The sequence below is a fragment of the Sphingomonas sp. F9_3S_D5_B_2 genome, assembly GCF_054263715.1.
The window spans coordinates 775,651-798,252 of record NZ_JBSZFB010000001.1 but is presented as its reverse complement, the minus strand read 5'-3'; the positions used below and the strand labels follow the sequence as shown (position 1 = coordinate 798,252).

The 22,602-nt window shown below is 64.5% G+C and carries 25 protein-coding genes and 1 other RNA gene; 8 read left to right on the top strand and 18 right to left on the bottom strand.

Going from position 1 to position 22,602, the window contains the following annotated elements; genetic code table 11:
• Positions 1-36 precede the first annotated feature (36 nt).
• A complete protein-coding gene (mazG, locus tag ACUXST_RS03790; protein WP_458388607.1) occupies positions 37-783 on the top strand; it encodes a nucleoside triphosphate pyrophosphohydrolase in 747 nt (248 codons plus the stop codon).
• On the opposite strand, the gene hflX is transcribed toward mazG, so the two are convergent.
• From hflX to dusB, 5 genes are read right to left on the bottom strand one after another with little or no spacing between them, the layout of a single operon-like run.
• Positions 762-2,069, bottom strand: coding sequence for a GTPase HflX (hflX, locus tag ACUXST_RS03785; protein ID WP_458388606.1), 1,308 nt, complete (start codon positions 2,067-2,069; stop codon positions 762-764). The genes mazG and hflX overlap by 22 nt on opposite strands.
• Positions 2,066-2,563 (bottom strand): RNA chaperone Hfq, encoded by a 498-nt coding sequence (gene hfq / locus ACUXST_RS03780; protein ID WP_458388605.1) that lies wholly within the window; start codon positions 2,561-2,563, stop codon positions 2,066-2,068. Before hfq ends, hflX begins: the two co-directional genes overlap by 4 nt.
• A gap of 12 nt (positions 2,564-2,575) precedes the next feature.
• The gene (gene ntrX / locus ACUXST_RS03775) at positions 2,576-3,958 is read right to left on the bottom strand and encodes a nitrogen assimilation response regulator NtrX (protein ID WP_458388604.1); all 1,383 of its coding nucleotides are present in this window, start codon (positions 3,956-3,958) and stop codon (positions 2,576-2,578) included.
• Positions 3,958-6,237, bottom strand: coding sequence for an ATP-binding protein (locus tag ACUXST_RS03770; RefSeq protein ID WP_458388603.1), 2,280 nt, complete (start codon positions 6,235-6,237; stop codon positions 3,958-3,960). The genes ntrX and ACUXST_RS03770 overlap by 1 nt, the downstream gene beginning before the upstream one ends.
• Positions 6,238-6,297: 60 nt before the next feature.
• On the bottom strand, positions 6,298-7,296 hold the full coding sequence (dusB, locus tag ACUXST_RS03765; protein WP_458388602.1) for a tRNA dihydrouridine synthase DusB: 999 nt from the start codon (positions 7,294-7,296) through the stop codon (positions 6,298-6,300).
• Positions 7,297-7,345: 49 nt separating this feature from the next.
• Here dusB and ACUXST_RS03760 point away from each other — a divergent pair, with 49 nt between their 5' ends.
• Complete coding sequence (locus tag ACUXST_RS03760; protein WP_458388601.1) at positions 7,346-8,488, top strand: bifunctional 2-C-methyl-D-erythritol 4-phosphate cytidylyltransferase/2-C-methyl-D-erythritol 2,4-cyclodiphosphate synthase; 1,143 nt, start codon at positions 7,346-7,348, stop codon at positions 8,486-8,488.
• Positions 8,481-8,984 carry a CinA family protein gene (locus tag ACUXST_RS03755; protein ID WP_458388600.1) on the top strand — a complete coding sequence of 168 codons (504 nt, stop codon included), beginning with the start codon at positions 8,481-8,483 and terminating at the stop codon, positions 8,982-8,984. The genes ACUXST_RS03760 and ACUXST_RS03755 overlap by 8 nt, the downstream gene beginning before the upstream one ends.
• Here the strand turns inward: ACUXST_RS03755 and ACUXST_RS03750 are convergent.
• Positions 8,945-9,406 carry a type II toxin-antitoxin system RatA family toxin gene (locus tag ACUXST_RS03750; RefSeq protein WP_458388599.1) on the bottom strand — a complete coding sequence of 154 codons (462 nt, stop codon included), beginning with the start codon at positions 9,404-9,406 and terminating at the stop codon, positions 8,945-8,947. The two genes, ACUXST_RS03755 and ACUXST_RS03750, sit on opposite strands and share 40 nt — an antisense overlap.
• Positions 9,393-10,322 carry a lipoyl synthase gene (lipA, locus tag ACUXST_RS03745; protein WP_458388598.1) on the bottom strand — a complete coding sequence of 310 codons (930 nt, stop codon included), beginning with the start codon at positions 10,320-10,322 and terminating at the stop codon, positions 9,393-9,395. The genes ACUXST_RS03750 and lipA overlap by 14 nt, the downstream gene beginning before the upstream one ends.
• Positions 10,323-10,387: 65 nt before the next feature.
• Here lipA and ACUXST_RS03740 point away from each other — a divergent pair, with 65 nt between their 5' ends.
• On the top strand, positions 10,388-11,023 hold the full coding sequence (locus tag ACUXST_RS03740; protein ID WP_458388597.1) for a carbonic anhydrase: 636 nt from the start codon (positions 10,388-10,390) through the stop codon (positions 11,021-11,023).
• Between the two features lie 51 nt (positions 11,024-11,074).
• Here ACUXST_RS03740 and ACUXST_RS03735 read toward each other — a convergent pair whose 3' ends face one another.
• On the bottom strand, positions 11,075-11,440 hold the full coding sequence (locus tag ACUXST_RS03735) for a hypothetical protein (protein WP_458388596.1): 366 nt from the start codon (positions 11,438-11,440) through the stop codon (positions 11,075-11,077).
• Positions 11,441-11,607: 167 nt separating this feature from the next.
• Here ACUXST_RS03735 and ACUXST_RS03730 point away from each other — a divergent pair, with 167 nt between their 5' ends.
• Both ACUXST_RS03730 and ACUXST_RS03725 read left to right on the top strand, forming a co-directional pair.
• The gene (locus ACUXST_RS03730) at positions 11,608-12,336 is read left to right on the top strand and encodes an NYN domain-containing protein (protein ID WP_458388595.1); all 729 of its coding nucleotides are present in this window, start codon (positions 11,608-11,610) and stop codon (positions 12,334-12,336) included.
• 134 nt (positions 12,337-12,470) lie between these two features.
• Positions 12,471-13,040, top strand: coding sequence for a PAS domain-containing protein (locus ACUXST_RS03725; protein ID WP_458388594.1), 570 nt, complete (start codon positions 12,471-12,473; stop codon positions 13,038-13,040).
• On the opposite strand, the gene ACUXST_RS03720 is transcribed toward ACUXST_RS03725, so the two are convergent.
• The 6 genes from ACUXST_RS03720 to ffs all read right to left on the bottom strand — a co-directional run bounded on the left by ACUXST_RS03720 (position 13,037) and on the right by ffs (position 18,333).
• Entirely contained in the window at positions 13,037-14,011 is a 975-nt protein-coding gene (locus ACUXST_RS03720) for a mechanosensitive ion channel family protein (RefSeq protein ID WP_458388593.1), read from the bottom strand. The two genes, ACUXST_RS03725 and ACUXST_RS03720, sit on opposite strands and share 4 nt — an antisense overlap.
• Before the next feature lie 48 nt (positions 14,012-14,059).
• A complete protein-coding gene (locus ACUXST_RS03715; protein WP_458388592.1) occupies positions 14,060-14,452 on the bottom strand; it encodes a DUF6924 domain-containing protein in 393 nt (130 codons plus the stop codon).
• The gene (gene ettA / locus ACUXST_RS03710) at positions 14,449-16,128 is read right to left on the bottom strand and encodes an energy-dependent translational throttle protein EttA (RefSeq protein ID WP_458388591.1); all 1,680 of its coding nucleotides are present in this window, start codon (positions 16,126-16,128) and stop codon (positions 14,449-14,451) included. The genes ACUXST_RS03715 and ettA overlap by 4 nt, the downstream gene beginning before the upstream one ends.
• A 71-nt stretch (positions 16,129-16,199) precedes the next feature.
• Positions 16,200-16,523 carry a YbaB/EbfC family nucleoid-associated protein gene (locus tag ACUXST_RS03705; protein WP_458389004.1) on the bottom strand — a complete coding sequence of 108 codons (324 nt, stop codon included), beginning with the start codon at positions 16,521-16,523 and terminating at the stop codon, positions 16,200-16,202.
• Between the two features lie 10 nt (positions 16,524-16,533).
• On the bottom strand, positions 16,534-18,171 hold the full coding sequence (locus tag ACUXST_RS03700) for a DNA polymerase III subunit gamma/tau (protein ID WP_458388590.1): 1,638 nt from the start codon (positions 18,169-18,171) through the stop codon (positions 16,534-16,536).
• Positions 18,172-18,238: 67 nt separating this feature from the next.
• An RNA gene (gene ffs, locus ACUXST_RS03695) (signal recognition particle sRNA small type) lies at positions 18,239-18,333 on the bottom strand.
• Positions 18,334-18,570: 237 nt separating this feature from the next.
• Here ffs and ACUXST_RS03690 point away from each other — a divergent pair.
• The gene (locus tag ACUXST_RS03690; protein ID WP_458388589.1) at positions 18,571-19,113 is read left to right on the top strand and encodes a hypothetical protein; all 543 of its coding nucleotides are present in this window, start codon (positions 18,571-18,573) and stop codon (positions 19,111-19,113) included.
• Here ACUXST_RS03690 and ACUXST_RS03685 read toward each other — a convergent pair.
• From ACUXST_RS03685 to ACUXST_RS03675, 3 genes are read right to left on the bottom strand one after another with little or no spacing between them, the layout of a single operon-like run.
• On the bottom strand, positions 19,110-19,445 hold the full coding sequence (locus ACUXST_RS03685) for a 2Fe-2S iron-sulfur cluster-binding protein (protein ID WP_458388588.1): 336 nt from the start codon (positions 19,443-19,445) through the stop codon (positions 19,110-19,112). The two genes, ACUXST_RS03690 and ACUXST_RS03685, sit on opposite strands and share 4 nt — an antisense overlap.
• Positions 19,442-20,560, bottom strand: coding sequence for a cysteine desulfurase family protein (locus ACUXST_RS03680; RefSeq protein WP_458388587.1), 1,119 nt, complete (start codon positions 20,558-20,560; stop codon positions 19,442-19,444). Before ACUXST_RS03680 ends, ACUXST_RS03685 begins: the two co-directional genes overlap by 4 nt.
• Entirely contained in the window at positions 20,557-21,636 is a 1,080-nt protein-coding gene (locus ACUXST_RS03675) for a cysteine desulfurase family protein (RefSeq protein ID WP_458388586.1), read from the bottom strand. Before ACUXST_RS03675 ends, ACUXST_RS03680 begins: the two co-directional genes overlap by 4 nt.
• Before the next feature lie 114 nt (positions 21,637-21,750).
• On the opposite strand from ACUXST_RS03675, the gene ACUXST_RS03670 reads away from it, so the two are divergent.
• Positions 21,751-22,434, top strand: coding sequence for an alpha/beta hydrolase (locus ACUXST_RS03670; protein ID WP_458388585.1), 684 nt, complete (start codon positions 21,751-21,753; stop codon positions 22,432-22,434).
• Here ACUXST_RS03670 and ACUXST_RS03665 read toward each other — a convergent pair.
• On the bottom strand, positions 22,406-22,573 hold the full coding sequence (locus ACUXST_RS03665; RefSeq protein ID WP_458388584.1) for a hypothetical protein: 168 nt from the start codon (positions 22,571-22,573) through the stop codon (positions 22,406-22,408). The genes ACUXST_RS03670 and ACUXST_RS03665 overlap by 29 nt on opposite strands.
• Positions 22,574-22,602 lie beyond the last annotated feature (29 nt).

The following is a 22,602-nucleotide window of genomic DNA, read 5'->3' as shown; positions in this document are numbered from 1 at the left end:
TACTTGCGGAGTTGCAGCGATTGCTAGAGGCCCCCCGTGCAGCTTGATCGCCTCGTGGCCATCATGCGGCGGCTTCGCGATCCCACGACCGGCTGCGAATGGGACCGTGAGCAGAGCTTCGCGACCATCGCGCCTTACACCATCGAGGAAGCGTACGAGGTCGCCGACGCGATCGATCGCAACGACATGGATGCGCTTGCCGACGAGCTCGGTGATCTGCAGCTTCAGGTCGTCTTCCACGCCCAGATGGCTGCGGAAGCCGGCAGCTTCAGTCTCGACGACGTGATCACGCGCATCTGCGACAAGCTGGAGCGCCGGCACCCGCATATCTTTGGAGATGCCGAAGCCAGTCCGGGCTGGGAGGAGCTCAAGGCGGCAGAGCGCAAGAAGCAAAACGACGACAGTGCCCTGGCCGGCGTCGCTCTTGCGCTTCCGGCACTGGAACGCGCCGCAAAGCTACAGAGGCGCGCCGCGCGGGTCGGCTTTGATTGGCCGGACTGTTCTGGGCCACGGGCGAAGATCGACGAAGAACTCGCAGAGCTCGACGCCGAGACTGCACACGACCGCCAATCGGAGGAGCTCGGCGACCTGCTGTTCGCCATCGTGAACCTCGCACGTCATCTCAACATCGAGCCGGAAGCAGCTCTTCGGCATGCGAGCGCCAAGTTCGAACGGCGCTTCCGGGACATTGAGAAAGCGCCGGGCTTCCTGACTATGTCGCTGGAGCAGAAGGAAGCGCTCTGGACCGCTGCCAAAAAGGCTCAGGCGGACTCCAGCGCCTGAAACCGTGCCCAGTTGTCGGGCGACAACCGCACGGACAACTCGATCGCGTCGGCGTCGACGTGCTGCTTGATCACGTCGCCCCGGCTGTGCAGCCAGGCGATCCTGCTGCCGTCACCTGCAGCGATGCGGATCTGACGCACCTGCTCGCCGCTGTGCAGCTTTCCGGCCATCAGTTCGCGTAAGGTGTCGAGCCCTTTTCCGCTCACGGCGGACATCGGCACGACGTCCTCGCGGCGGCGCGCCTCCTCGATCAGACGGTCGCGTTCTTCCCCACCCAGCAGGTCGATCTTGTTCCAGGCCTCAATCCGCGGCGGCGCCCCCTCCTCCGCCAGATCCAGCGACTTGAGAACGTCCTCGACATCGTCGCGCTGTGCCTCGCGATCTGGATGGGCCATGTTGCGGACGTGGACCAGGAGGTCGGCGGAGCGCACCTCTTCCAGCGTCGCCCGGAAGGCCGCGATCAATTGCGTCGGCAAGTTCGAAACGAAGCCGACCGTGTCGGACAGGATCACCTTGTCGAACCCGGGCAAGTGAATATCCCGCATCGTTGGATCCAGGGTTGCGAATAGCAGGTTCTCCGCGAACACAGCTTCGCCAGTCAACTTGTTGAAAAGCGTGGACTTTCCGGCGTTTGTATAGCCGACGAGCGCAATCACCGGCCACGGTGCCCGCTGGCGTCGATCGCGATGCAATGCCCGCGTCCGCTTCACCTGGTCGAGCTCGCGGCGGATGCGCGCCATCCGGTCGCGGATCATCCGCCGGTCGGCTTCGATCTGGGTCTCGCCGGGGCCGCCGAGGAAGCCGAACCCGCCGCGTTGGCGTTCGAGGTGGGTCCAGCTGCGCACCAGACGGCCTGCCTGGTAATCGAGATGTGCAAGCTCGACCTGCAGCCGCCCTTCGGCAGTCGCAGCGCGCTCACCAAAGATCTCGAGGATCAGGCCCGTCCGGTCGATCACCTTCGCGCCTGCTTCCTCTTCCAGGTTCTTCTGCTGGATCGGTGCAAGCGCGGCATCGACGATCAGCAGGCCTGCGCCATGCTCCTTCGCGATGCCGGCGATCTCCTCAACCTGACCTTTGCCGAGCAGAGTGGCCGGGCGGACTGTGCGCACCCGGAACGCCTTGCCGGCGACCACTTCAATGCCGATCGCCTCGGCAAGCCCGGCAGCTTCTTCGAGCCGGGCCTCCGCCGAGCGGCGCGCCGCCTCCCGCGCCAGTTCGGGCACGACGAGTACCGCCCGCTCGCCGCGTGCCACCTCGATGGCTCCATTGCCGTCGAAGTTGCTCATTCTTCCTCCGGCTCCTCGCTGCCGTTCTGGTTGAGTTTCAGCGGCTGTTCCGGCTGCAGCGTCGACAGCGCGTGCTTGTAGACCAATTGGATCTGCCCACCGCGTTCAAGGAGCAGGGAGAACTGGTCGAAGTCGGTCATCGTTCCCTGCAGCATCACCCCATTCACCAGGAACAGCGTCATGCGCGCGCCGTCGCGGACCGCTGTCGTCAGGAAGAGATCCTGAAGGGCGGCCTTGGCCCCCGCCCCGGCTTCCTTGGATGTCGTTGCCACCGTGAAGTCGGGCGGCGGCTCCGAAGGCATGATCGTCGAGATCGAATGCTTGTAGACCAGTTGCGATGTGCCGTCGCGGCGGAGCAGAAGCGAAAAGGAGTCGAACCAGGTCACAACCCCTTGCAGCTTCACGCCTTTCATCAGGAAAATGGTGACGGGCAGCCGGGCGCGGCGAATGCTGTTCAGGAAATGGTCCTGCAGGCTCAACGATCGCCCGGCCATTACGCGCTACTCCTACTCCTCCCCTTCCCTCTTGTCGCCGATACCCAATGCCTTGAGCTTACGGTGCAGGGCGGAGCGTTCCATGCCGATGAACGACGCGGTGCGCGAGATGTTGCCTGAGAATCTGCGGATCTGAATCTTCAGATACTCGCGTTCGAAGGATTCCCGAGCCTCGCGGAGCGGGCTGCCCATGATCGCCATGGCGGTCGTCGAGCCCGCCGGAGCGCTCTGGTTCTCCAGGACCTCGGGCGGCAGCAAGTCGACGTCGATGCAGGCGACCCGCTCTCCCGGAGCGAGAATGACGGTGCGCTCGATGATGTTCCTGAGCTGGCGGACGTTCCCGGGCCACTCATGCGCCTGGAGCGCAGCGATCGCCTCGTCCGAGATGCTGGGTGTCGGAATGCGTCGCTCGGCCGCGAAACGGGCGAGGAAGTGGTTCACGAGCTCGGGGATGTCCTCGCGGCGGTCTCGCAGCGGCGGCAGCCGCACGGGGACCACATTGAGGCGGTAGTAGAGATCTTCGCGGAAGCGGCCGGCTGCAATCTCCTCCTGCAGGTTCCGCCCGGTCGCGGACAAGACGCGAACGTCGACCTTAACGGGGCGCTGTCCCCCGACGCGGTGATAGCTCTGATCCGTCAGCACGCGCAGGATCTTCGCCTGCGTCGTCAGCGGCATGTCGGCGATTTCGTCCAGGAAGAGTGTTCCGCCGTGCGCCTGCTCGAGCAGGCCAGGCCGGATCTTCCCGTCTTCCTCGCTGCCAAAGAGCTCTTCCTCAACGCGGTCCGGACTCATCATGGCCGCGGGAAGCACGACGAAGGGCGCGCGGGTGCGCGGGCTCCAACCGTGGATCATCCTTGCGGCGATCTCCTTGCCGACGCCCGCTGGCCCCGCAATCAGAACTCGGCTGCCGGTCGGGGCGACGCGCTTCAACGTCGCCCGGACGGTGTTGATCGCGACCGAAGATCCCTGCAACTGATCGTCATGACCGACCTGCCGGCGCAGGTCTTCGTTCTCGCGCCGCAGCCGATCGGTCTCCGTCGCCCGGTCGACTAGGTAGATCAAGCGTTCAGCCTCGAACGGCTTCTCGATGAAGTCGACAGCACCCTCGCGAACCGCAGCGACTGCCGTGTCGAGATTGCCGTGGCCCGAGATCATCAGGACCGGGATGCTCGGGTCCATGCGCTTGATAGTCTGCAGCAGCTGCAGACCATCAAGGCGCGAGCCCTGCAGCCAGACATCCAGCAGCACCATGGATGGACGCCGCTCCTCGATCGCCTCCAGCGTCTGCGAGCTGTCGGCAGCGGTCCTGACCGCATAGCCTTCATCTTCAAGGACACCGCTGACGAGTTCGCGGATGTCTGCCTCATCGTCCACAACCAGCACTTCAAGCGCCATCAGGCCCTACCTTCACCATTGTTCTCATTGTCCAACTCGCCGTCCGCCGCCTGCTGGCCGCTAGCGACCGCAGCGAGCCTCTCGGCGTCCAGGGAAATCCGCACGTGCGTTCCGCCGCCAGGTCGGTCGAGGAAGGCGATCTCGCCCATATGTTCCTCGACGATCTTCTTAACGATCGCGAGCCCTAGACCCGTGCCACGTACGCGCGTGGTGACATAGGGTTCGGTGATCCGCTCCCGGTCCTCGGGCAGGCCGATACCGGTATCGAGCACGTCGATGACCACGTGGCCATCCTCCCGCCGCAGCCGGACGTCGACGCGGTCTCCGGCGAGGCTGTGCTCACCGCGGCTGCGCCGGCTTTCAATGGCTTCGACGGCATTCTTTACCACGTTCGTCAGCGCCTGGCCGAGCTGCCGTCGGTCGCAAACGATCGGAAACTCGCCCTCTGCGGGGTTCAAGGTGAAGGTAATCGCCGGATGGGCCACCTCGTGCAGGAACACCGCCTGGCGCGCTATCTCGTGGACGTCGGCGTCGCTGAACGCCGGCTTCGGCATCCGGGCGAAGTCGGAGAATTCGTCGACCATCCGCCGAAGATCGCCGACTTGGCGGACGATCGTCTCCGTAAGCCGCTCGAACGTGTCCTTGTCCGACTGGATCTCGCCGCCGAACCGGCGCTGCAGCCGCTCGGCCGCGAGCTGGATGGGCGTGAGCGGATTCTTGATTTCATGGGCGATGCGACGGGCAATGTCGGACCAGGCGGCGCGGCGCTGGTCGGTCAGCTGGTCGGTGATGTCGTCGAACGTCAGCACCGAGCCGTCCTGATAACGGACGCGCTTGACCGCCAGTGTCCGCTGAACGCCTTCGGTGGCGACCAGCACGTTGGCTTCGGAATCGTGCCCGCTCAGGAATTCCCCAAGCTCCGGCGACACCGTTTGCAAGGCCTTGCCTTCGACGGCTGAGCCCTTCTCGAGCAGCGTTTCCGCCGATCGGTTCAGGAGAAGGATCCGCTGCTGGGCGTCCATGGCGACGACGCCGGCGGTGACGCTCGAAAGGACCGCCTCCATGAACGCGCGGCGCGTCTCCAATTGAGTGTTGGCGCTCCGGAGCTCGTTGGTTTGCTCTTCGAGCCGTCCCGTCATGCGATTGAACGCCGTGGCGAGCGTCTGAACCTCGTCCTCTGTCTTGCTCACTGGTACCCGCGCCGAGAAGTCACCCTCCTCGATGCGGCCAGCAGCGCTCACCAGTTCACCGACCGGCCGAACCAGGCGATCGGCAAGGCGAAGTGCGGTGAGGATGGCCAGACCGACGATGATCAGTGCTCCAAGCAACAGAGCAGCATTGAATCTGAGTTGGTTGGTGCGCGAACGGTCCCTCAGGGTGTGATAGTCCTTGAGCACCGTGTCCGCACGCTTGAGCTGTGCACCAAGTTGCGGATCAATCCAGTGCGCGGCGTACAGGTAGGTATCCTTGTCGTAGTCCAGCGGGGCGATGACAGCCAAGCGTCCAGGGCTGTGGGCATCGACGCTCTTTAGCTCCGGATGCGCCTTGAGATCCTTGACCGCTGTGACGATTCTCGTAGGTGTAACAAGAGCTTCCCCTCCCTTATTCACGCCCAATGCGAGACCTAGCGTCTGCACCATGCCGTCATCGCCAACCCTGATGATCGCTGCCTCGTTCAGTCCCCGCTGATAAGTCTGGTAAGCCAGGAAGGTCACGAACTTGGGGTCGTCGATGGCGACCCGGTCGAGGCCACTTGCAAGGTCGCCAGACATCGTCGTGACTTCATCGCTGACGCGGCCTATTTCGTACCGATACTCCGCACGGGCCACCTCAGTGCTGTTCTCAAGCATGTTGCGGGCGCGGTTCGAGAACCAGAATTCAAGACCGCTCTGAAAAAGCAGCGAGGCAAAGATAGCCACGAGCACCGTCGGGACTGCCGCTATAACCGAGAACAACGCAACGAGGCGGATGTGGAGCCGCCCGCTGCCCAGTCCGCCTGCCTCGGCTCGTCTTAGCGCAACCTTGCGAGCGTAGAGAGCCATGAGAGCAATCGCCGGCAGCAGGATCGCGACCAGCACCAGTGCGATGATCGGCGCCTGGACAGTCGTCCCCGGCTCCGCTCCGCGCCGTAACAGCGCGACGCTCAGGGCCACCATGGCGACTAAGAACAGGGCGAGCAGAGCCGAGACCCGGTCGTAAAAACGCCCGCTCGCCCGCTCCCGCTGGAGCCAGCTTTCCCGCTGCAGATTCACCGGCGATTCGGCGGTACGCGCATCCATTCGCCTCGGTCGTAGCACGACCGTTGCATCAACAACACACTTGTGTGGCGCTTATCGAAATTATGCGGCGGAACGAGCGAGCCAGGGCGAATAGAAGTCGTTCAGCATGCGGATGACCACTGCGGGATCGTCCTGCTGGTTGACGCTGTTGCGCAGCTCCGCCGAGCCGGGCAGCCCCTTGGTGTACCAGCCGATGTGCTTGCGGGCGAGGTTCACGCCGGTGTGGGTGCCGTAAAGCGACAGCATCGCCTCATACTGCTCGAGCATGACGGCAAGCTGTTCATCCAAACTCGGGTCGGGCTTGGCGCCGCTGCTGCCGAGTTCGCTCATGATCTGCCCGAGCAGCCATGGCCGCCCATAGGAGCCTCGTCCGATCATCACGCCGTCAGCGCCCGAGAGCCGGAGGGCCTCGTGAGCATCCGCCACCGAGCAGATGTCGCCGTTGACGATCACCGGTATCGAGACCGCATCCTTCACGCCGCGCACGAAGGCCCAGTCCGCCTCGCCCTTGTACATCTGGCAGCGCGTGCGGCCGTGGACGGTGATCATCTGCACGCCGAGATCCTGCGCGATGCGCGCGAGTTCGGGCGCGTTGAGGCTGTCGTGATTCCAGCCCATCCGCATCTTGAGCGTCACTGGAACGCTGACGGCCTTGACCGTCGCGTCGATGATCGCGGCGGCCAGCTTCAGGTCGCGCATCAATGCGGAGCCAGCCTCCCCATTCACCACCTTCTTCACGGGGCAGCCCATGTTGATGTCGATGATCGCCGCCCCGCGCTGGACGTTCAGCCGCGCCGCTTCGGCCATCACCTTCGGTTCGCAGCCGGCAAGCTGCATCGAGACCGGCTCTTCGGCAGGATCCCACAGGGCCTTCTGAATGGATTGGCGCGTTTCACGCACCATCGCCTGGCTCGCGATCATCTCGCTCACGGTCAGCCCTGCCCCGTAGCGCTTTACAACGCGCCGGAAGGGCAGATCCGTGACAGCCGTCATCGGAGCCAGGATTACCGGCGACGCGACCTCGATCGGGCCGATCTTGATGGGCTTCAGCGTCTGCATGAGAGCCCGCGCCTTTACAGGAGGCGCTCCGCAGGGGCAAGGCGCGGACATGAGCGTGACTGCGCTGATTGTGGCTGCGGGCCGCGGAGAACGCCTCGGCGGCGGAGTCCCCAAGCAGTACCGGACCCTCGCCGGCAAGCCGGTGCTGCGTTGGGCAGTCGAGCCATTCCTCCGGCACCCGGCCATTCGCGATGTGCGGGTGGTTGTCGGCGCTGACCAGCAGGAAGCGGCAGCTTGCGCACTCGGCGATGTTCATGTCGGGCCACTGATAGCCGGAGGAGCGCAGCGAGCGGATTCGGTTCAAGCCGGGCTTGCGGCGGTTCAGACCGATGCAGTCCTCGTACACGATGCGGCACGCCCCTTCTGCCCGGCTGCAGTGATCGACCGGCTGCTTGCTTCGCTGGAGTTCTTTGAGGGGGCGGCGCCTGTGCTGCCCGTCCGGGACACGCTCGCACGAGGAGGCGATCTGCTGACCGAGCCGGTGGACCGCCAAGGCTTGGTTCGCGTCCAAACGCCCCAGGCGTTCCGCGTCGATTGCCTGAGAAAGGCTTATAAGTCCTGGTCAGGCGAAGCGCCAACCGACGAGACCACCGTGGTTCGTGCGGCCGGGCTCAGCGTCGGCGCAGTCGAGGGAGATCCGGCGCTCGACAAGCTGACGACGCCCGCCGACTTCCGCCGCGCAGAGGAATGGCTTTCGGGTCGGCTCGTCCCCCGCACCGGCATGGGCTTCGATGTTCATGCCTTTGCTGGCGAAGGACCGATCATGCTCGGCGGCATCGCCGTCCCGCACGCACGTGGCCTGGCAGGCCACAGCGACGCCGACGTCGTGCTCCATGCGATCACGGACGCCCTCCTCGGCGCCGCTTCGCTGGGAGACATCGGGCAGCATTTCCCGCCTTCGGACCCGCAGTGGAAAGGCGCTGCTTCGGACCTGTTCCTCCGCCACGCCGCAGAATTGGTCCGCGCGGCAGGCGCCGTCATCGACCATGTCGATTGCACCGTGATCGCCGAGGCGCCGAAGGTCGGCCCGTATCGCCACGCCATACGTTCGCGTATTGCCGTCATCCTCAACCTCCCGGAGGCGCAGGTGAGCATCAAGGCGACGACGACCGAGGGCCTGGGCTTCGCTGGCCGCCGGGAAGGCATGGCAGCGCAGGCGATCGCCAGCATCCGCATGCCTGCGCATGGCTGACGCCCTCATCTCCCCGCAGTTGGTCGAGAAGGCGCGCGAGGTCGTCGAGGCCAATCGAGCCGCCGGCAGGCGCATCGCAGTCGCTGAAAGCTGCACGGGCGGGCTGGTGAGCGCCGCGATCACGGAGATTGCCGGCTCGTCCGAAGTCTTCGAGGCTGGCTATGTGACCTACTCCAATGCCGCCAAGATCGGGCAACTGAAGGTCAGCGAGGATGTCGTGGACACGTTCGGCGCTGTCAGCGTCGCAACTGCATGGGCGATGGCGCGCGGCGCCCTACTCGCTTCGGAAGCGGATGTTGCGGTCGCAGTCACCGGGATCGCCGGTCCGGGCGGAGGAACGCCGTCCAAGCCGGTAGGTACCGTCGTGTTCGCGAGGGCGGAGCGCGACGCAGACCCGGCCAGGATCGTCGCCGACCAGAAGCTCTTCGACGAGCCGGATCGCGCCGGCGTCCGCCTTCAGGCGGCGCTTTGCGCGCTCGAGCTGTTGATTCCGTAAAGCGCCGCCGCGCGCTGCTCGAAGGCGGAAGTCATCCGCCGCAACGCCCGGTCGAACATCGATCCGGCAAGCGTTTCGAACAGCCGTGACTTGAATGCAAAGTCGACTGAAAAGAACAGGTTAGTGCCATTGTCTGGCGCCCGTTCGAACCGCCATTCATTGCGCAGGTACTTCAATGGGCCTTCCACGTAATCGACGACGATCCGGTCGGGCCGCTCCTTGGTGACGCGGCTGGTGAACCGCTCCTTGAAGGCATTGAAGCCCACCACGAGGTCGGCGACTGTCTCGGTTTCGCTAGATGAACGAACCCGCACTGCCACCACCCACGGCAGAAACTCGTCATAGCGCTCGACATCGGCGACGAGGTCGAACAGCTGTTCCGGCGAATAAGGGAGGTGCCGCGTCTCGCTATGCCGCGGCATTGCTACCTTCCCTGGCGAACTTGGCGGCGCGGTTCTGCTGCATCTTCTTGAAGTCGTCGCCGGCATGATAGCTCGATCGCGTCAGCGGAGAGGCCGCGACGAGCAGGAAGCCCTTCGCTCGGGCAATCGCCGCATAAGCGTCGAATGCCTGCGGAGTGACGAACTCCTCCAGCTTGGCGTGCCGCGGCGTTGGCTGCAGGTACTGACCCATGGTCAGGAAATCCACGCCGGCGGAGCGCATGTCGTCCATCACTTGGTGGACTTCCAGCCGCTGCTCGCCAAGACCGACCATCACGCCCGACTTGGTGAAGATGCGGGGGTCGTGCCGCTTGACGCTCTCCAGCAGGCGCAGCGAAGCATAGTAGCGCGCGCCTGGCCGGATGGTCGGGTAGAGCCTCGGCACCGTTTCAAGGTTGTGATTGTAGACGTCCGGGCCCGCATCCACGATCGCCTCGACGGCCGCCTCGCTCTTGTTGCGGAAGTCTGGCGTCAGGATCTCGATGGTCGTCGTCGGCGTGTTGCGGCGAAGCGCCTGGATGACCTTGACGAACTGCGAAGCGCCGCCATCCGGAAGGTCGTCACGGTCGACGCTGGTCACCACGATATGCTCCAGGCCGAGCTCGGCTGCGGCGGTCGCCACATGCTCGGGCTCGAGCGGATCGACCGCCCGCGGCATCCCCGTCTTGACGTTGCAGAAGGCGCACGCCCGCGTGCAGGTGTCGCCAAGGATCATCACGGTAGCGTGCTTCTTGGTCCAGCACTCGCCGATGTTCGGGCAAGCCGCTTCCTCGCACACGGTTGCCAGGTTCAGGGAGCGCATGAGCTTGCGGGTCTCGGCGTAACCGTGGCTCGTCGGAGCCTTGACCCGGATCCAGTCCGGCTTGCGCTGGCGGGGCAGTCCTGCGGGGGCGTTCATGCGGGGCAGATAGCGATTGCAGTGCGCCCTTGCCACCCCTGCCCTGTAGCGGTTAGCCGCAGGCCATGCCATACCTCTCCAAGCTGATCGAAGGTTACCGCCGCTTCCGCGACAAGGACTGGGCCCGGGAGCGTGAGCGCTGGTCCGAACTGGCCGAGGGCCAGAGCCCAAAGGTCATGATTCTTTCGTGCGCCGACAGCCGGGTCGATCCGGCGCAGATCTTCGACGCCCGACCGGGCGAGATGTTCGTTGTTCGCAACATCGGCGCCCTCGCCCCCCCCTACGAGACCAGCCGCGGCTTCCACGGCGTGTCAGCGGCACTGGAGTTTGCGGTCGACCAGCTCAAAGTCGGTGAGATCATGGTGATGGGACACGGCCTGTGCGGAGGTTGCGCCGCCGCGCTGACCGGCCAGTTCGAGGACACGCCGCCCGGCGAAGGGCACTTCATTGCTGACTGGGTTAAGATGCTCAGCGGCGCTCGCGATCGCGTCCGGGCGCGGCATCCAGAGCTGGACCGGAACGCCTTTCTCGACATGGAGCAGGAGGCGGTGAAGGTTTCGCTCGCGAACCTGCGCACGTTCCCGTGGATTGCAGAGCGGGAGCAGAGCGGCGAGTTGAAGTTGCACGGCGCCCACTTCTCCATCGCGGAGGGGCGCCTGTACCTGCTGGACGAGGCAGAAGAAGACTTCCGCCCCGCCTGACAGGATTCCCAGAAACGGAAGCGGCAGCCCGAAGGCTGCCGCTCGCCTTAACTAGCAGCGTACGTCGTAGCTGTAGTGCGGCTGGTTGTACTGATCGACGTAGTAGCAGTAGCCGCGCGTGTCGCGGTAGTACTGACGGCCGTTGACGGTCGCGCCGAGCACGCCGCCGAGGACTGCGCCCGCAATGGCGCCCGTGCCCGTGCTGACGCCCGGGAGAACAGCACCCGCGATCGCGCCGGCAGCGCCGCCGATTGCCGCGCCCGCGACCGTGTTGCCGGCCCGCGAGTTGTTGCCGTAGCCGCTCTGATATCCGCCGCCGCCGCCGTAATACGGGTCATAGCCATATCCCGGCTGAGTGGCGCAGCCGGTCACCGCTACGCTGGCGACCAGTGCTGCCGCAATTCCAATGTTCCTCATCGTCCAGTCCCTTCCGATACACGCCCCCTGTCAGGCATTATTGCTTCAGAAGGCGTTTCGTTCCCGCATCGATCAACTGTTGTTGTTCCGCGGCACCGTTCGGCGTCGGGGTGTGGCCATTCCGCGCCAGCGCGATACACAGGCCCTGCAAGACAAGGGACAACACCATGCCGGACCGCCACGGCGACACCGAACAGAATATTGCGCTGCTGATCGACGCCGACAATGCCTCGCCGGATCACCTCGACGAGGTGCTGCTCGTCCTCGGTGAACTTGGCACGATCAACATCCGCCGCGCCTACGGCAATTGGGCCAAGGCGAGCCTGAAAGGCTGGGGCGAACTGACCGGCCTGCATTCCATCGTGCCGATGCAGCAGTTCGATGTCGTGAAGGGCAAGAGCGCGACGGATATGCGCATGACCATCGACGCGATGGACCTCCTCTACCGCGGCAATGTCGACGGTTTCGGCATCATGTCTTCCGACAGTGACTTCCTGCCGCTCGCGCAGCGCATCCGGGAGGACGGGCTCCAGGTCTATGGCTTCGGCACCGCGAAGACCCCCGTGTCCTTCCAGCAGGCCTGCTCGCGTTTCTTCGATGTTGGCGCCCTTGCTCTCGACAAGGAAGCGGATTTGGAACAGCCGGAGACGACCGCGGGCCAGCGCCCCGTCGACACCGAGCTGCTGCAGGTGCTCGGATCGGCCTACAAGGCGTCCAAGCGCGACGAGGAAGGCTACACGCCGCTTTCGGAACTCGGCCAGCGCGCCAAGGCCGTGTCAAGCTTCGCAGCCCGCAACTACGGCTTCACTCGCCTGTCCGACCTCATCAAGGCGGTGCCCAATTTCGAAGTGAAGGCCGGCGCTGACGGCGGCCTCCTGGTCAAGCGCCTGCGTTGATCTGCGCCCTCGAAGCGGAGGTTACCTGTTGTCGGCTCGCCACAGTGACCGACTAAGCAGCACGCGCCCGGAACTTGTATCTGCAACAGCGGTTCTGGATTCACCTAGATTATAGGACCTGATCCCCGTCAATCATGCCTGCCCGCGCAACCCCCCAAGAGCTCGTCGATTCCGCCGTCGAAGCTCTCCAGAATGGCAGCAACTGGCGTCCGGTACTCGATGCCATACCTTCGCCCGTCTATGTCACGGATGAACACGGTTCGGTCACCTACTGGAACCGGTCTTGTGTTGCTTTCGCAGGTCGCGAGCCGCAGCTCGGGCAGGATCGCTGGTGCGTGACGTGGAAGATCTACACCACGAGTGGTGATCATCTTCCGCATGACCAGTGCCCGATGGCCGAGGCGATCCGCAAGCGCCGCCCGATCCGGGACTCCGTGGCCGTAGCGTTGCGCCCTGACGGCACCCGGGCCGCATTCCGACCCTATCCCACACCGCTGTTTGGGCCGGACGGAAGCTTCAAAGGCGCGGTGAACATGCTCGTCGACGTCACTGAGGAGCAGGAAACGGCACTGCGCGGACAAGCCGATCATTGCCGGCGTATTGCTGATGCAATGTATGACGCCGCGACACGCGAGATGCTCGCAACGATGGCGAGCGGGTTCGAGCGCACCGCTAACGAACTGGCCGACACTCTCTCCGACTAGGCAGCCGGCGGTACCGCCATTTCTATTTTCAGCGGCGGCACTTCCACGATCGCATATGTGCCGGACGCGATCTCGATCTTCGCGTCATTCAATCCGGCCAGGATTTCGCGGCTCATTGCATCCTTGATGGGCCTGATCCCGTGGTCAGGGGCGAGGAAGCGGACGGTCAGCTCCAGCCAGTTGTCGGTCATGCGCCAGTAGACGCGCGGATCCACGTCCCCGATGTCGATACCGAACGCGTCTTTGAGGCGATGCACCTCCTTGTCGCCAATCTGCTCGTGCGTAAGCGCGTGACGGCGAGCCGAAGCGAGCAAGATCTGCTCGACGCGGTTGCTGTCGTCGCCATATTTCACCGGCAGGTTGATCTCGTCCCAGATATACGGGAAGTCGCGGGTGTAGTTGTAGACCGGCTCGTCGAAGATCTTGTCGTTGGTCACCGTTACGATGCGGCCCGTGAACTGCCGGCTGCGGATCCACATGGACGGCGCATCGCCCTGCTCCTTCGGGGACTGGCCCATCTCCATGATCCGGGTCTGCATGAAGCTCAGGTCGAGCACGTCGCCCCGGACGCCGCCCATGACGATGCGATCACCGACGTTGAAGTTCTTGCCGCGCAGGATCACAAAATAGCCGGCAACCGCAGTGATCACCCGCTGCAGGGCGAAGGCGACGCCCGCACCCACCAGTCCCAGAGCCGTTGCGAGGCGGGCCGGGTTGTCGAACCAGATCGACAGGATGCCAAGCATGACGATTCCGGCAAGCACCAGGCTCACGCCCTGTTTGGCCCAAAACTGAAAGCGCGTGCCCGCCCGGCTGCCGATGAACAGGTGGAGGATCGCGCGCAGGATCTTGGTCAGCAGCCACGCACCAAGCAGGAACACGATCGTCAGCACGACCTTGTGCAGGTTCTGCGAGGTCGCGCCGATCAGCGGGACGCCGAACAGGTGAATGCCTTGAGCTGTCGAGTTCACCCATTCGTGAACAGGGGGAGCGCTTTCTGGTTCCCTCCGGAAGGGACGTCAGAAGCCGCGGAACATGCCGCCTTCGTCGGCAGCGTCCGCGAACTCGTCAAATTCCATGTTCCCGAGCCGAACGTTGTTTTCGACGCCCCAAAGCGCGGACGGAACCGCGCGAAAAGTCCGTCCGGGCTTTGACGACAGATCGACGCAGGCGATGCTGCACTCGCAGTCGTCGAGCGTGTGTGCGTCCACCACGAACAGCACTCGCGCCGATCCCCAGCGCCCGGCATCGATCAGCGCTTTGGGCGATTTGCCATCCAGTGAGGGATCCTCGAGGGGTTCCAGCTCGGCCCGGAAACCCTCCGGCGTCTCCGCAGTCGCCAGTGCGAGGATTTCGCCCCACTTTCCGTCCGAGCTGAAGTCCGTCCGCACCAGCGGCGAAGCGTCCTTCATCGGGTGAGCTTGCGATACGTGATCCGGTGCGGCCGGGTCGCTTCTTCACCAAGGCGGCGCACCTTGTCCTCCTCGTAGGCTGCGAAGTTGCCCTCGAACCACTCGACATGAGCGTCGCCTTCGAAGGCGAGGATGTGCGTGGCAAGCCGGTCGAGGAAGAAGCGGTCGTGGCTGATGACGACCGCGCAACCGGCGAAATTTTCGATCGCTTCCTCAAGCGCGCCGAGCGTCTCGACATCGAGGTCGTTGGTCGGCTCGTCGAGCAGCAAAACGTTGCCCCCGCGCTTCAGCATCTTGGCGATGTTGACGCGGTTGCGCTCACCGCCGGACAGCTTGCCGACGTTCTTCTGCTGGTCCTGGCCCTTGAAGTTGAAGGCGCCGACATAGGCGCGCGTCGACTGGTCGTGACCGTTGACCTTCATATAGTCGAGCCCGTCAGAGATCTCCTCCCAGACGTTCTTGCTGCCATCCAGGTGATCGCGGCTCTGGTCGACATAGCCGAGATGCACCGTCGGGCCGATGTCGATCTCGCCGGTGTCCGGCGTCTCCTGGCCGGTGATAATCTTGAACAGCGTCGATTTGCCGGCGCCATTAGGTCCGATCACTCCGACGATGCCGCCCGGCGGCAGGTTGAACGAGAGGTCCTCGAACAGCAAATTGTCGCCATAAGACTTGGTGATGTTCTTGGCCTCGATCACCTTGCCACCGAGGCGCTCCGGGATCTGGATGAGGATTTCGGCCTTGCCCGGCGTGCGGTTCTCCTGAGCCGCGACCAGCTGGTCGAACTTGGCAATACGCGCCTTCGACTTGGTTTGACGCGCCTTCGCGCCCTGCCGAATCCAGGCGAGCTCGTCGCGGATCGCCTTCTCGCGCCCGGACTCCTCGCGCTCCTCCTGCTGAAGGCGCTTCGCCTTCTTCTCGAGATAGGTCGAATAATTGCCTTCGTACGGGAAATACTTGCCGCGATCGATTTCGAGGATCCAGCTCACCACATTGTCCAGGAAGTAGCGATCGTGGGTGATCATCAGCACCGCACCGGCATATTCCTTGAGGTGCGCTTCCAGCCACTGGACGCTCTCGGCGTCGAGGTGGTTGGTCGGCTCGTCCAGCAGCAGGATGGACGGCTTCTGGATCAGCAGGCGCGTGAGCGCGATCCGGCGTTTCTCACCGCCTGACAGGTTCTCCACCGGCCAGTCGGACGGCGGACAGCGCAGCGCTTCCATTGCGACCTCGAGCTGGTTGTCGAGCGTCCAGCCATCGACCGCGTCGATCTTGCCCTGGAGCTCGCCCATCTCCTCCATCAGCGCGTCGAAGTCGGTGTCGTCCTTGGGGTCGCCCATCTCGGCCGAGATGGCGTTGAAGCGGTCGACCATGTCCGCGACTTCACGAGCGCCGTCCTTGACGTTCTCGAGCACATTCTTGCTCGGATCGAGCTGCGGCTCCTGCGCCAGATATCCGACGGTGATGTTCTCGCCGGGCCAGGCCTCGCCCGAGAAATCCTTGTCGAGCCCAGCCATGATCCGCATCAGCGTCGACTTGCCGGCGCCGTTCGGCCCGACGATCCCGATCTTGGCGCCGTGGTAGAACTGCAGGTTGATGTGGTTCAGCACCGGCTTCTGGGCGCCGGGGAAGGACTTGGTCATGTCCTTCATTACATAAGCATATTGAGCGGCCATGGGGTCGCGGACGTCCTTCAGAAGTTCGGGGTTGCGCCCGAGTTAGTGGACTGCGCGACCGATTTCCACCCTTAGAACGGCAGCTTGAACCCAGGCGGCAGTGGCAGCGTGCTCTGCATCTTCTGCATTTCGCCCGCCGCCGCAGCGTCCGCCTTGGCCCGCGCATCGTTAATTGCAGCGGCGATCAGGTCTTCGACCATCGTCTTTTCCGAAGGCGCAAGCAGGCTCTCCTCGATGTTGACGCCGAGGATTCGACCCTTTGCAGTCGCGCGGATGGTCACGAGGCCGCCGCCGGCGAGCCCTTCCACCTCGATCTTGTCGAGATTGTCCTGCGCCTTTTGAAGCTCACTTTGCGCATTTTGCGCAAGTTTCATGATCTCGTCGAAGTCCGGCATTTCGGGCATTTCAGGCGCCTCTGCTTGAGTAGGATTCTAGCTCCGCATCCGGGAACGCGTCCATCACGGCACGAACATTCGGATCGGCAAGTACATCCGCGCGAACGCGCTGCTCGGCAATTTTCTCCTGATCGAGGAGCGACGGCTCACCCGCTTCGTCGGAAAGGCTCACCTGCCAAGTCGCGCCGGTCGCTGCTTTCAGCGCAACCGTCAGGTCTCGCGGCCAATCCGCCCCAAGCGGGCGCGTCGGCTTCAGAACGAGTTCCGGTGGCGCGTAGCGGACAACGCCGACGAGGTCATGAAGCTGTTGCGCAAGCAGGTGCTTCCCTGCTTCGGATATCGTCTTCACAAGAGATCTGAAATCGGCAGGGAGCTGCGCTGCGGGCGCGGGCGATTTGGCGCTCGCTGCCGGAGCGCCGCCCGCCGAAGCGACAGCGCCGCCGCCTGCTAGCCGGCTCATCAGGGATGCGGGGTCGGGCAGGTCGGCGGCATGGATCAGGCGCAGCAACGCCATTTCGGCCGCTTCGCGAGGGTCAGGCGCGACCGCCACGTCCTCCAACCCCTTGAGAAGCATCTGCCAGAGCCTGTGCAGCGTTCCCCAGGACAGTTGCGCCGCAAGCCGCTGTGCGGACTCCAGTTCCTCGCTCGACTGGAGCGCGTCTGCCTTGGCGCCGCCTTTGGTGCGCGAGGCTGAGTGCAGCGCCTCCATCATCCCGCGCAGGAGTTGCGCCGAATCGATCCCCAGCGCGTGCGCCTCGTCCAGTTCGGCGAGTGCTGCCGGGACGTCACCGGCTAGCGTGAGTTCCAGCAGGCGGCGAATCCGGCCGCGATCCGCAAGCCCAAGCATGTCGCGGACCTCATCGGCGCTAACGACGCCCGCCCCATGCGCGATGGCTTGGTCGAGAATGGAAAGCCCGTCGCGCGCCGACCCTTCGGCCGCCCTGGCAATCATTCCAATAGCTTCGGGCTCTACTTCGGCACCCTCCAGACCAGACACCTGCGCGAAATGGTCGGCGAGGGTCTCAGCCGGAATGCGACGCAGGTCGAAGCGCTGGCAGCGCGACAGCACCGTGACCGGTACCTTGTTCACTTCCGTCGTCGCGAACAGGAACTTCACGTGCTCAGGCGGTTCCTCAAGAGTCTTTAGCAACGCGTTGAAAGCGTTCTTCGAAAGCATGTGGACTTCGTCGATGATGTAGATCTTGTAACGCGCACTGACCGAAGCATAGCGGACCGCATCGATGATCTCGCGGATGTCTTCGACGCCGGTGTGCGACGCGGCGTCCATTTCGATCACGTCCATGTGCCGCCCTTCAGCAATCGAGCGGCAAGGTGCGCAGACGTTGCACGGCGTGATCGTGGGGCCGCCCTGCCCGTCCGGACCAACGCAGTTCAGGGCCTTGGCAATCAGCCGGGCAGTTGAGGTCTTCCCGACGCCGCGAACGCCGGTGAGGAGGAAGGCATGGGCGATACGGCCGCGCTCGATGGCGTTCGCAAGAGTCTTGACCATGGCGTCCTGGCCGATGAGTTCGGCGAAGGTCTGAGGCCGGTATTTGCGGGCAAGCACGCGATAAGCGGGGTTCTCCGCCGCCTTTTGAGGCTGCTCTGGCAAGTCGAGCCCAAGGCCCAGCGATTCGGCGTCGTCCATCACGGTCGGTCTAAGGGTTCACGGCCGTTAATGCGAGAAGGCTGGGCGCTGCTGTGCCACTGTGCGGGAAGGTGGAAGCCGACGACCCGGCACGAAATCGTTGTGGCTGCTTCCTTCCGGACCTGACCAGGTTGGCGACAGCGCCGTCCGCCGACTTCCGCGCGGGCATATGGGCGAGCGAGCGGTCTGGCGCAAGTTCATGTGCCGGGCGGTTGTTCTTCACTGAAGGTTCAACCTATGGAGGCGAGGCAACAGGCGCCATCACGTAAGGACGTTGTCATGCCCGCACCCATCTTGCTCCTTGCAGCCGTGGCCGCAGTGCAGCCGGTTGGCACCTTACCTGTCCAGCGCCCAGCAGCACCGCCTGCAGTCGGACGCGGTCGTGCTTTCATCAGCCCCATGGGGGAGCCGTTTCGCACGTCCGCTGATGGGCTCGCCGGCTGGGTCCAACAGGGAGATTCGAACCACGACGGCTTCCTGACGTCCGACGAGCTAAAACAGGACGCACAGCGGTTCTTTCTGACGCTCGACGCAAACCACGACGGCGAGATCGACCCTGATGAGCTCGATCACTACGAAACCGTGGTAGCGCCAGAGGTCCGCGTCGGAATGGGCGGGAGCGACGGCCTCGAGAGCGGCGACGATGAAGCCGCTGGCGGGGGGCGCCTCGGAGTGCTCAGCATCCCGGAGCCCGTTGCAGCGGCAGATACCAACCTGGACCGCGGCGTTTCGACCCAGGAATTTCAGACGGCCGCCGAGAAGCGGTTCCGTTTGCTCGATCTCAACAAGGACGGCCGTCTGACGCTCGCGGAGCTCGATGTGGCGCGCTCGGGTGCGCGATCGAACGCTCGCCGCTCGCACCGGACTCAGGAGCCAGGCAGCCCACCACCCACCATGCCAACGTCCGAAGTCCCGCAGATGCCCGGAATGGGGCGCTACTAGCGTCCCATCCAGTTTGTGGCAGCCGGCGGTATGCGCACGCTGAGGCTCGCCAACTCCTCGTGCAGAACGATCTGGCACGCCAGACGTGACGTGCGGACCGCGTGCGCGGCGAGGTCCAGCAGGTCTTCTTCTTCCTCCTGCGCCGGTGGCAGCCTCTCGAAGTCGCCGGGATCGACGATCACGTGGCACGTTGAGCAGGCCATGACGCCCTCACAAGCGCCCTCCAGCGGCTCTCGAGCGGCCCAGGCAACATCGAGCAATCTCTGGCCAGCTTCGGCTTGAACTTCCTTGTCCAGGGTCCCGTCCGCCCTGAAAAATCGCACCGTGATCACGCCGCGATGTTCTCCTGGGCAAGGGCAGCAGCGTCGATCCGCGACAGAGCGTCGACGAGATCGGCCTCCGTGGTGTTGCGGCCGAAGCCGATCCGAATCGACTGTCGGGCCTGCTGCGGCGTCAGCCCAAGCGCGCGCAGGACATGGCTTGGCCTGCCGGAGCCGCTGGCGCACGCCGAACCGAGCGAGAAGGCGATATCGCGCAGATCGGAAACTAGTCGAGCCGCATCAAGGCCTTGCCGCCGGATGTTGAGGTTCCCACGATAGCGATGATCGGCGCTACCATTGATCGTCCACTCCGGCCCAAGCGTGTCCAATGCGCGTCTGCAGAGCTTCTCGACGTGCGCCTGGTCTTCGTCCCGCCGTTCGAGGGCAAGTTTCGCAGCGGCACCGAAGCCCACGCACAGTGCCGGCGACAGCGTGCCGGACCTTAGCCCCCGCTCCTGCCCGCCGCCGTGGATCAGCGGCGCCGGCCCGGCCCCATTGCGCATCCACAAAGCGCCGATCCCTTTCGGACCATGCATCTTGTGTGCTGAGACGGCGATCAGGTCCGGCCCTTCCGGGATCGTTACACGCCCGAGGCCCTGCACGGCGTCGCAAAGCATCAAGGCGCCGGCGGCGTGAGCGCGTGTCGCAATCTCTGCAACCGGCTGGATTACACCGATCTCATTATTGACGAGCATGACGGCAACGATTGCAAGGCGCTCATCGAGTTCCCGATCGAGCAGTTCGAGATCGATCAGGCCCTCGCTCGACACCGGCAGCACCGTCAGGTCAGCACCCTGTCCCGCGAGCCACTCGCAGGCGTCGAGCACAGCCGCGTGTTCCGTAGCCACAGTGACGATCCGATTGCGGCCTCGCGGTGCCCGCTCCATCGTACCCTTCAGCGCCCAGTTGAGCGCCTCCGTCGCGCTTCCGGTGAACGCGACCGAGCCGCCACTCAGGCCGATTGCCCGTTCGACCTGCGCTCTCGCCACCTCGATGGCAGCTGCTGCCTGCCGTGCCTGCGTGGACGGCGAGTGCGGGTTAGCGAAGTTGTCGGCGATCCACGGCGCCATCGCGTCGGCCACCTCGGGCGCTACAGGGGTGGTCGCTTGGTAATCGAGGTAGATCATGCGGCGCGTGCCGGTGCGCCTTCGGCAATGCGGCGCCATTCACCGAGGAAACGTTCGATATCGGCCTCGCTCGTCAGCGGCCCAAAGCTCACGCGCACGACCGATGACGCGATCTCGGCTGCAATGCCCATCGCTGCAAGCACTCGGCTCGGCTTCATGCTGCCCGACGAGCAGGCGCTGCCCGCCGACACAGAGATGCCCGCGAGATCGAGCTGGACCAGCTGGCTCGAGCTGGCGACCCCCGGCAGGGCGTACCCGCCGATGAACGGGCTTCGCTCGGATGCTCCAGCAATGACGATCGCACCGGATGCGGCGAGCGCCTCCTCGATGTTCTCGCGAAGGGCCGAAAGCCGCGTTCGAGCGGCAGCGAAGGCTCCGCTGGTAAGTGCCGCCGCCATTGCCGCAGCTGCAGGCAAGTTCTCCGTTCCTCGTCGATAGCCGCGCTCCTGCCCACCGCTCGGACGGAGCATGGCGGTGTCACGCACCAGCAGTGCCCCGCAGCCCGGCGGCGCTCCGAATTTGTGACCGGAAATTGCAATGAAGTCCGCCTCCGGCAGCGGCAGCTTGCCGGCGCTCTGGGCGCAATCGACCAGGAGCAGCGATCCTGCCGCGTGCACTTGATCCAGGATTTCGCCGATCGGCTGAATGACTCCGGTTTCGTTATTCACGTGCTGGACGGCGATGAGGGCAGGATCGTCCGCAATCGCCTCGCCCAGCGCCGCCATGTCGATGCGCCCGTTGGCAGTTACCGCTATGACCTTGGCCCGGCCCATCGCGGCCCCGACCGCGTCATGCTCCGTGGCGCCATAAGCCCGGCCCGGCACCTTCGTACGACTGGCGGCGATTGCGAGCCCCTCGGTCGCGCCCGAGGTGAAAATGACGTCATGGCGCCAGCCCAGTGCCTCGGCCACACTCCGGCGAGCCGTCTCGAGAGCGGCTCGCGCCGCTCGGCCATCCGCGTGCGGCGAGTTCGGGTTGGCCCAGAGTGCAAGAGCCTCGGCCACCGCGGCACGCGCCTCCGGCAGCACAGGAGTGGTCGCGGCATGATCGAGATAGAGGCGGTCGGAAGCCGTCAAAGCCAGTCAGTTCCTGCTGATTGCCACATCAAGGGCCGCCCCTATATAGGAGCCGCCGCCGCGGCGCACCCGTCGGCAGGCCGACTTTTCTCTTGCGCGAGCATCCTGCAGAATATGCCCGAAGTCATTTTCCCTGGTCCCGAAGGCCGCCTCGAAGGCCGGTTCCATCCGGGCACCCGTCCCCGAGCGCCCGTCGCGCTGATCCTTCACTCTCACCCGCAGGCGGGTGGCACGATGAACAACAAGCTCGTCCAACTGCTCTACCAAACATTCGTCCGGCGCGGCTTTGCGACGCTCCGCTTCAATTTCCGGGGCGTCGGCAAGAGCCAGGGCCTCTTCGACAATGGCGTCGGCGAGCTCTCGGATGCCGCGAGCGCCCTCGATTGGGTGCAAAGCATTCATCCCGAAGCGGAGACGACCTGGGTTGCCGGGGTCAGCTTCGGTGCGTGGATCGGAATGCAGCTGCTGATGCGGCGCCCGGAAATACGCGGCTTCATCTCGATCGCGCCACCGGCTAACATGTACGACTTCAGCTTCCTCGCGCCCTGCCCGTCTTCGGGAATCATCATCCAGGGCGAAGCAGACGAGGTCGTTACTCCGAGCGCAGTCCAGAAGCTCGTCGACAAGCTCCGCACGCAGCGGCACATCACCATCAATCACGACGTGATCCCCGGCGCCAACCACTTCTTCGCCAACGAGCTCGACCTGCTGATGAAGTCGGTTGACGAGTACCTCGACATGCGCTTGGCGACGGACCCCAAGCGGGTGGCTATACCGTCCAGATCATCACGTTCGTAACCAGCACGGCGGCCGCGACGATCATCAGGACGCCGCGCAAGCGGGTCTGCCGATCCGTCGCGAGCTTGGCACCCGCGACGAGCAGCATGAAGCTCGCGATGATGGCGAGCGCGAGTGCGCCTGACGTGACCTGATCCATGAACTACGCGATTTTCACCAAGGTTTAAC

Coding starts and splice junctions, on each gene's coding strand:
- ACUXST_RS03730 (WP_458388595.1), top strand. CDS start 11,608: ATGCCGGACCGCCACGGCGACACCGAACAGAATATTGCGCTGCTGATC.
- lipA (WP_458388598.1), bottom strand. CDS start 10,322: ATGAACGCCCCCGCAGGACTGCCCCGCCAGCGCAAGCCGGACTGGATC.
- ACUXST_RS03750 (WP_458388599.1), bottom strand. CDS start 9,406: ATGCCGCGGCATAGCGAGACGCGGCACCTCCCTTATTCGCCGGAACAG.
- ACUXST_RS03755 (WP_458388600.1), top strand. CDS start 8,481: ATGGCTGACGCCCTCATCTCCCCGCAGTTGGTCGAGAAGGCGCGCGAG.
- ACUXST_RS03740 (WP_458388597.1), top strand. CDS start 10,388: ATGCCATACCTCTCCAAGCTGATCGAAGGTTACCGCCGCTTCCGCGAC.
- ntrX (WP_458388604.1), bottom strand. CDS start 3,958: ATGGCGCTTGAAGTGCTGGTTGTGGACGATGAGGCAGACATCCGCGAA.
- ACUXST_RS03770 (WP_458388603.1), bottom strand. CDS start 6,237: ATGGATGCGCGTACCGCCGAATCGCCGGTGAATCTGCAGCGGGAAAGC.
- ACUXST_RS03690 (WP_458388589.1), top strand. CDS start 18,571: ATGGGGGAGCCGTTTCGCACGTCCGCTGATGGGCTCGCCGGCTGGGTC.
- ACUXST_RS03705 (WP_458389004.1), bottom strand. CDS start 16,523: ATGCCGGACTTCGACGAGATCATGAAACTTGCGCAAAATGCGCAAAGT.
- ACUXST_RS03700 (WP_458388590.1), bottom strand. CDS start 18,171: ATGGACGACGCCGAATCGCTGGGCCTTGGGCTCGACTTGCCAGAGCAG.
- hfq (WP_458388605.1), bottom strand. CDS start 2,563: ATGGCCGGGCGATCGTTGAGCCTGCAGGACCATTTCCTGAACAGCATT.
- ACUXST_RS03670 (WP_458388585.1), top strand. CDS start 21,751: ATGCCCGAAGTCATTTTCCCTGGTCCCGAAGGCCGCCTCGAAGGCCGG.
- ACUXST_RS03715 (WP_458388592.1), bottom strand. CDS start 14,452: ATGAAGGACGCTTCGCCGCTGGTGCGGACGGACTTCAGCTCGGACGGA.
- ACUXST_RS03725 (WP_458388594.1), top strand. CDS start 12,471: ATGCCTGCCCGCGCAACCCCCCAAGAGCTCGTCGATTCCGCCGTCGAA.
- ACUXST_RS03735 (WP_458388596.1), bottom strand. CDS start 11,440: ATGAGGAACATTGGAATTGCGGCAGCACTGGTCGCCAGCGTAGCGGTG.
- hflX (WP_458388606.1), bottom strand. CDS start 2,069: ATGAGCAACTTCGACGGCAATGGAGCCATCGAGGTGGCACGCGGCGAG.
- ettA (WP_458388591.1), bottom strand. CDS start 16,128: ATGGCCGCTCAATATGCTTATGTAATGAAGGACATGACCAAGTCCTTC.
- ACUXST_RS03665 (WP_458388584.1), bottom strand. CDS start 22,573: ATGGATCAGGTCACGTCAGGCGCACTCGCGCTCGCCATCATCGCGAGC.
- ACUXST_RS03760 (WP_458388601.1), top strand. CDS start 7,346: ATGAGCGTGACTGCGCTGATTGTGGCTGCGGGCCGCGGAGAACGCCTC.
- dusB (WP_458388602.1), bottom strand. CDS start 7,296: ATGCAGACGCTGAAGCCCATCAAGATCGGCCCGATCGAGGTCGCGTCG.
- ACUXST_RS03680 (WP_458388587.1), bottom strand. CDS start 20,560: ATGATCTACCTCGATTACCAAGCGACCACCCCTGTAGCGCCCGAGGTG.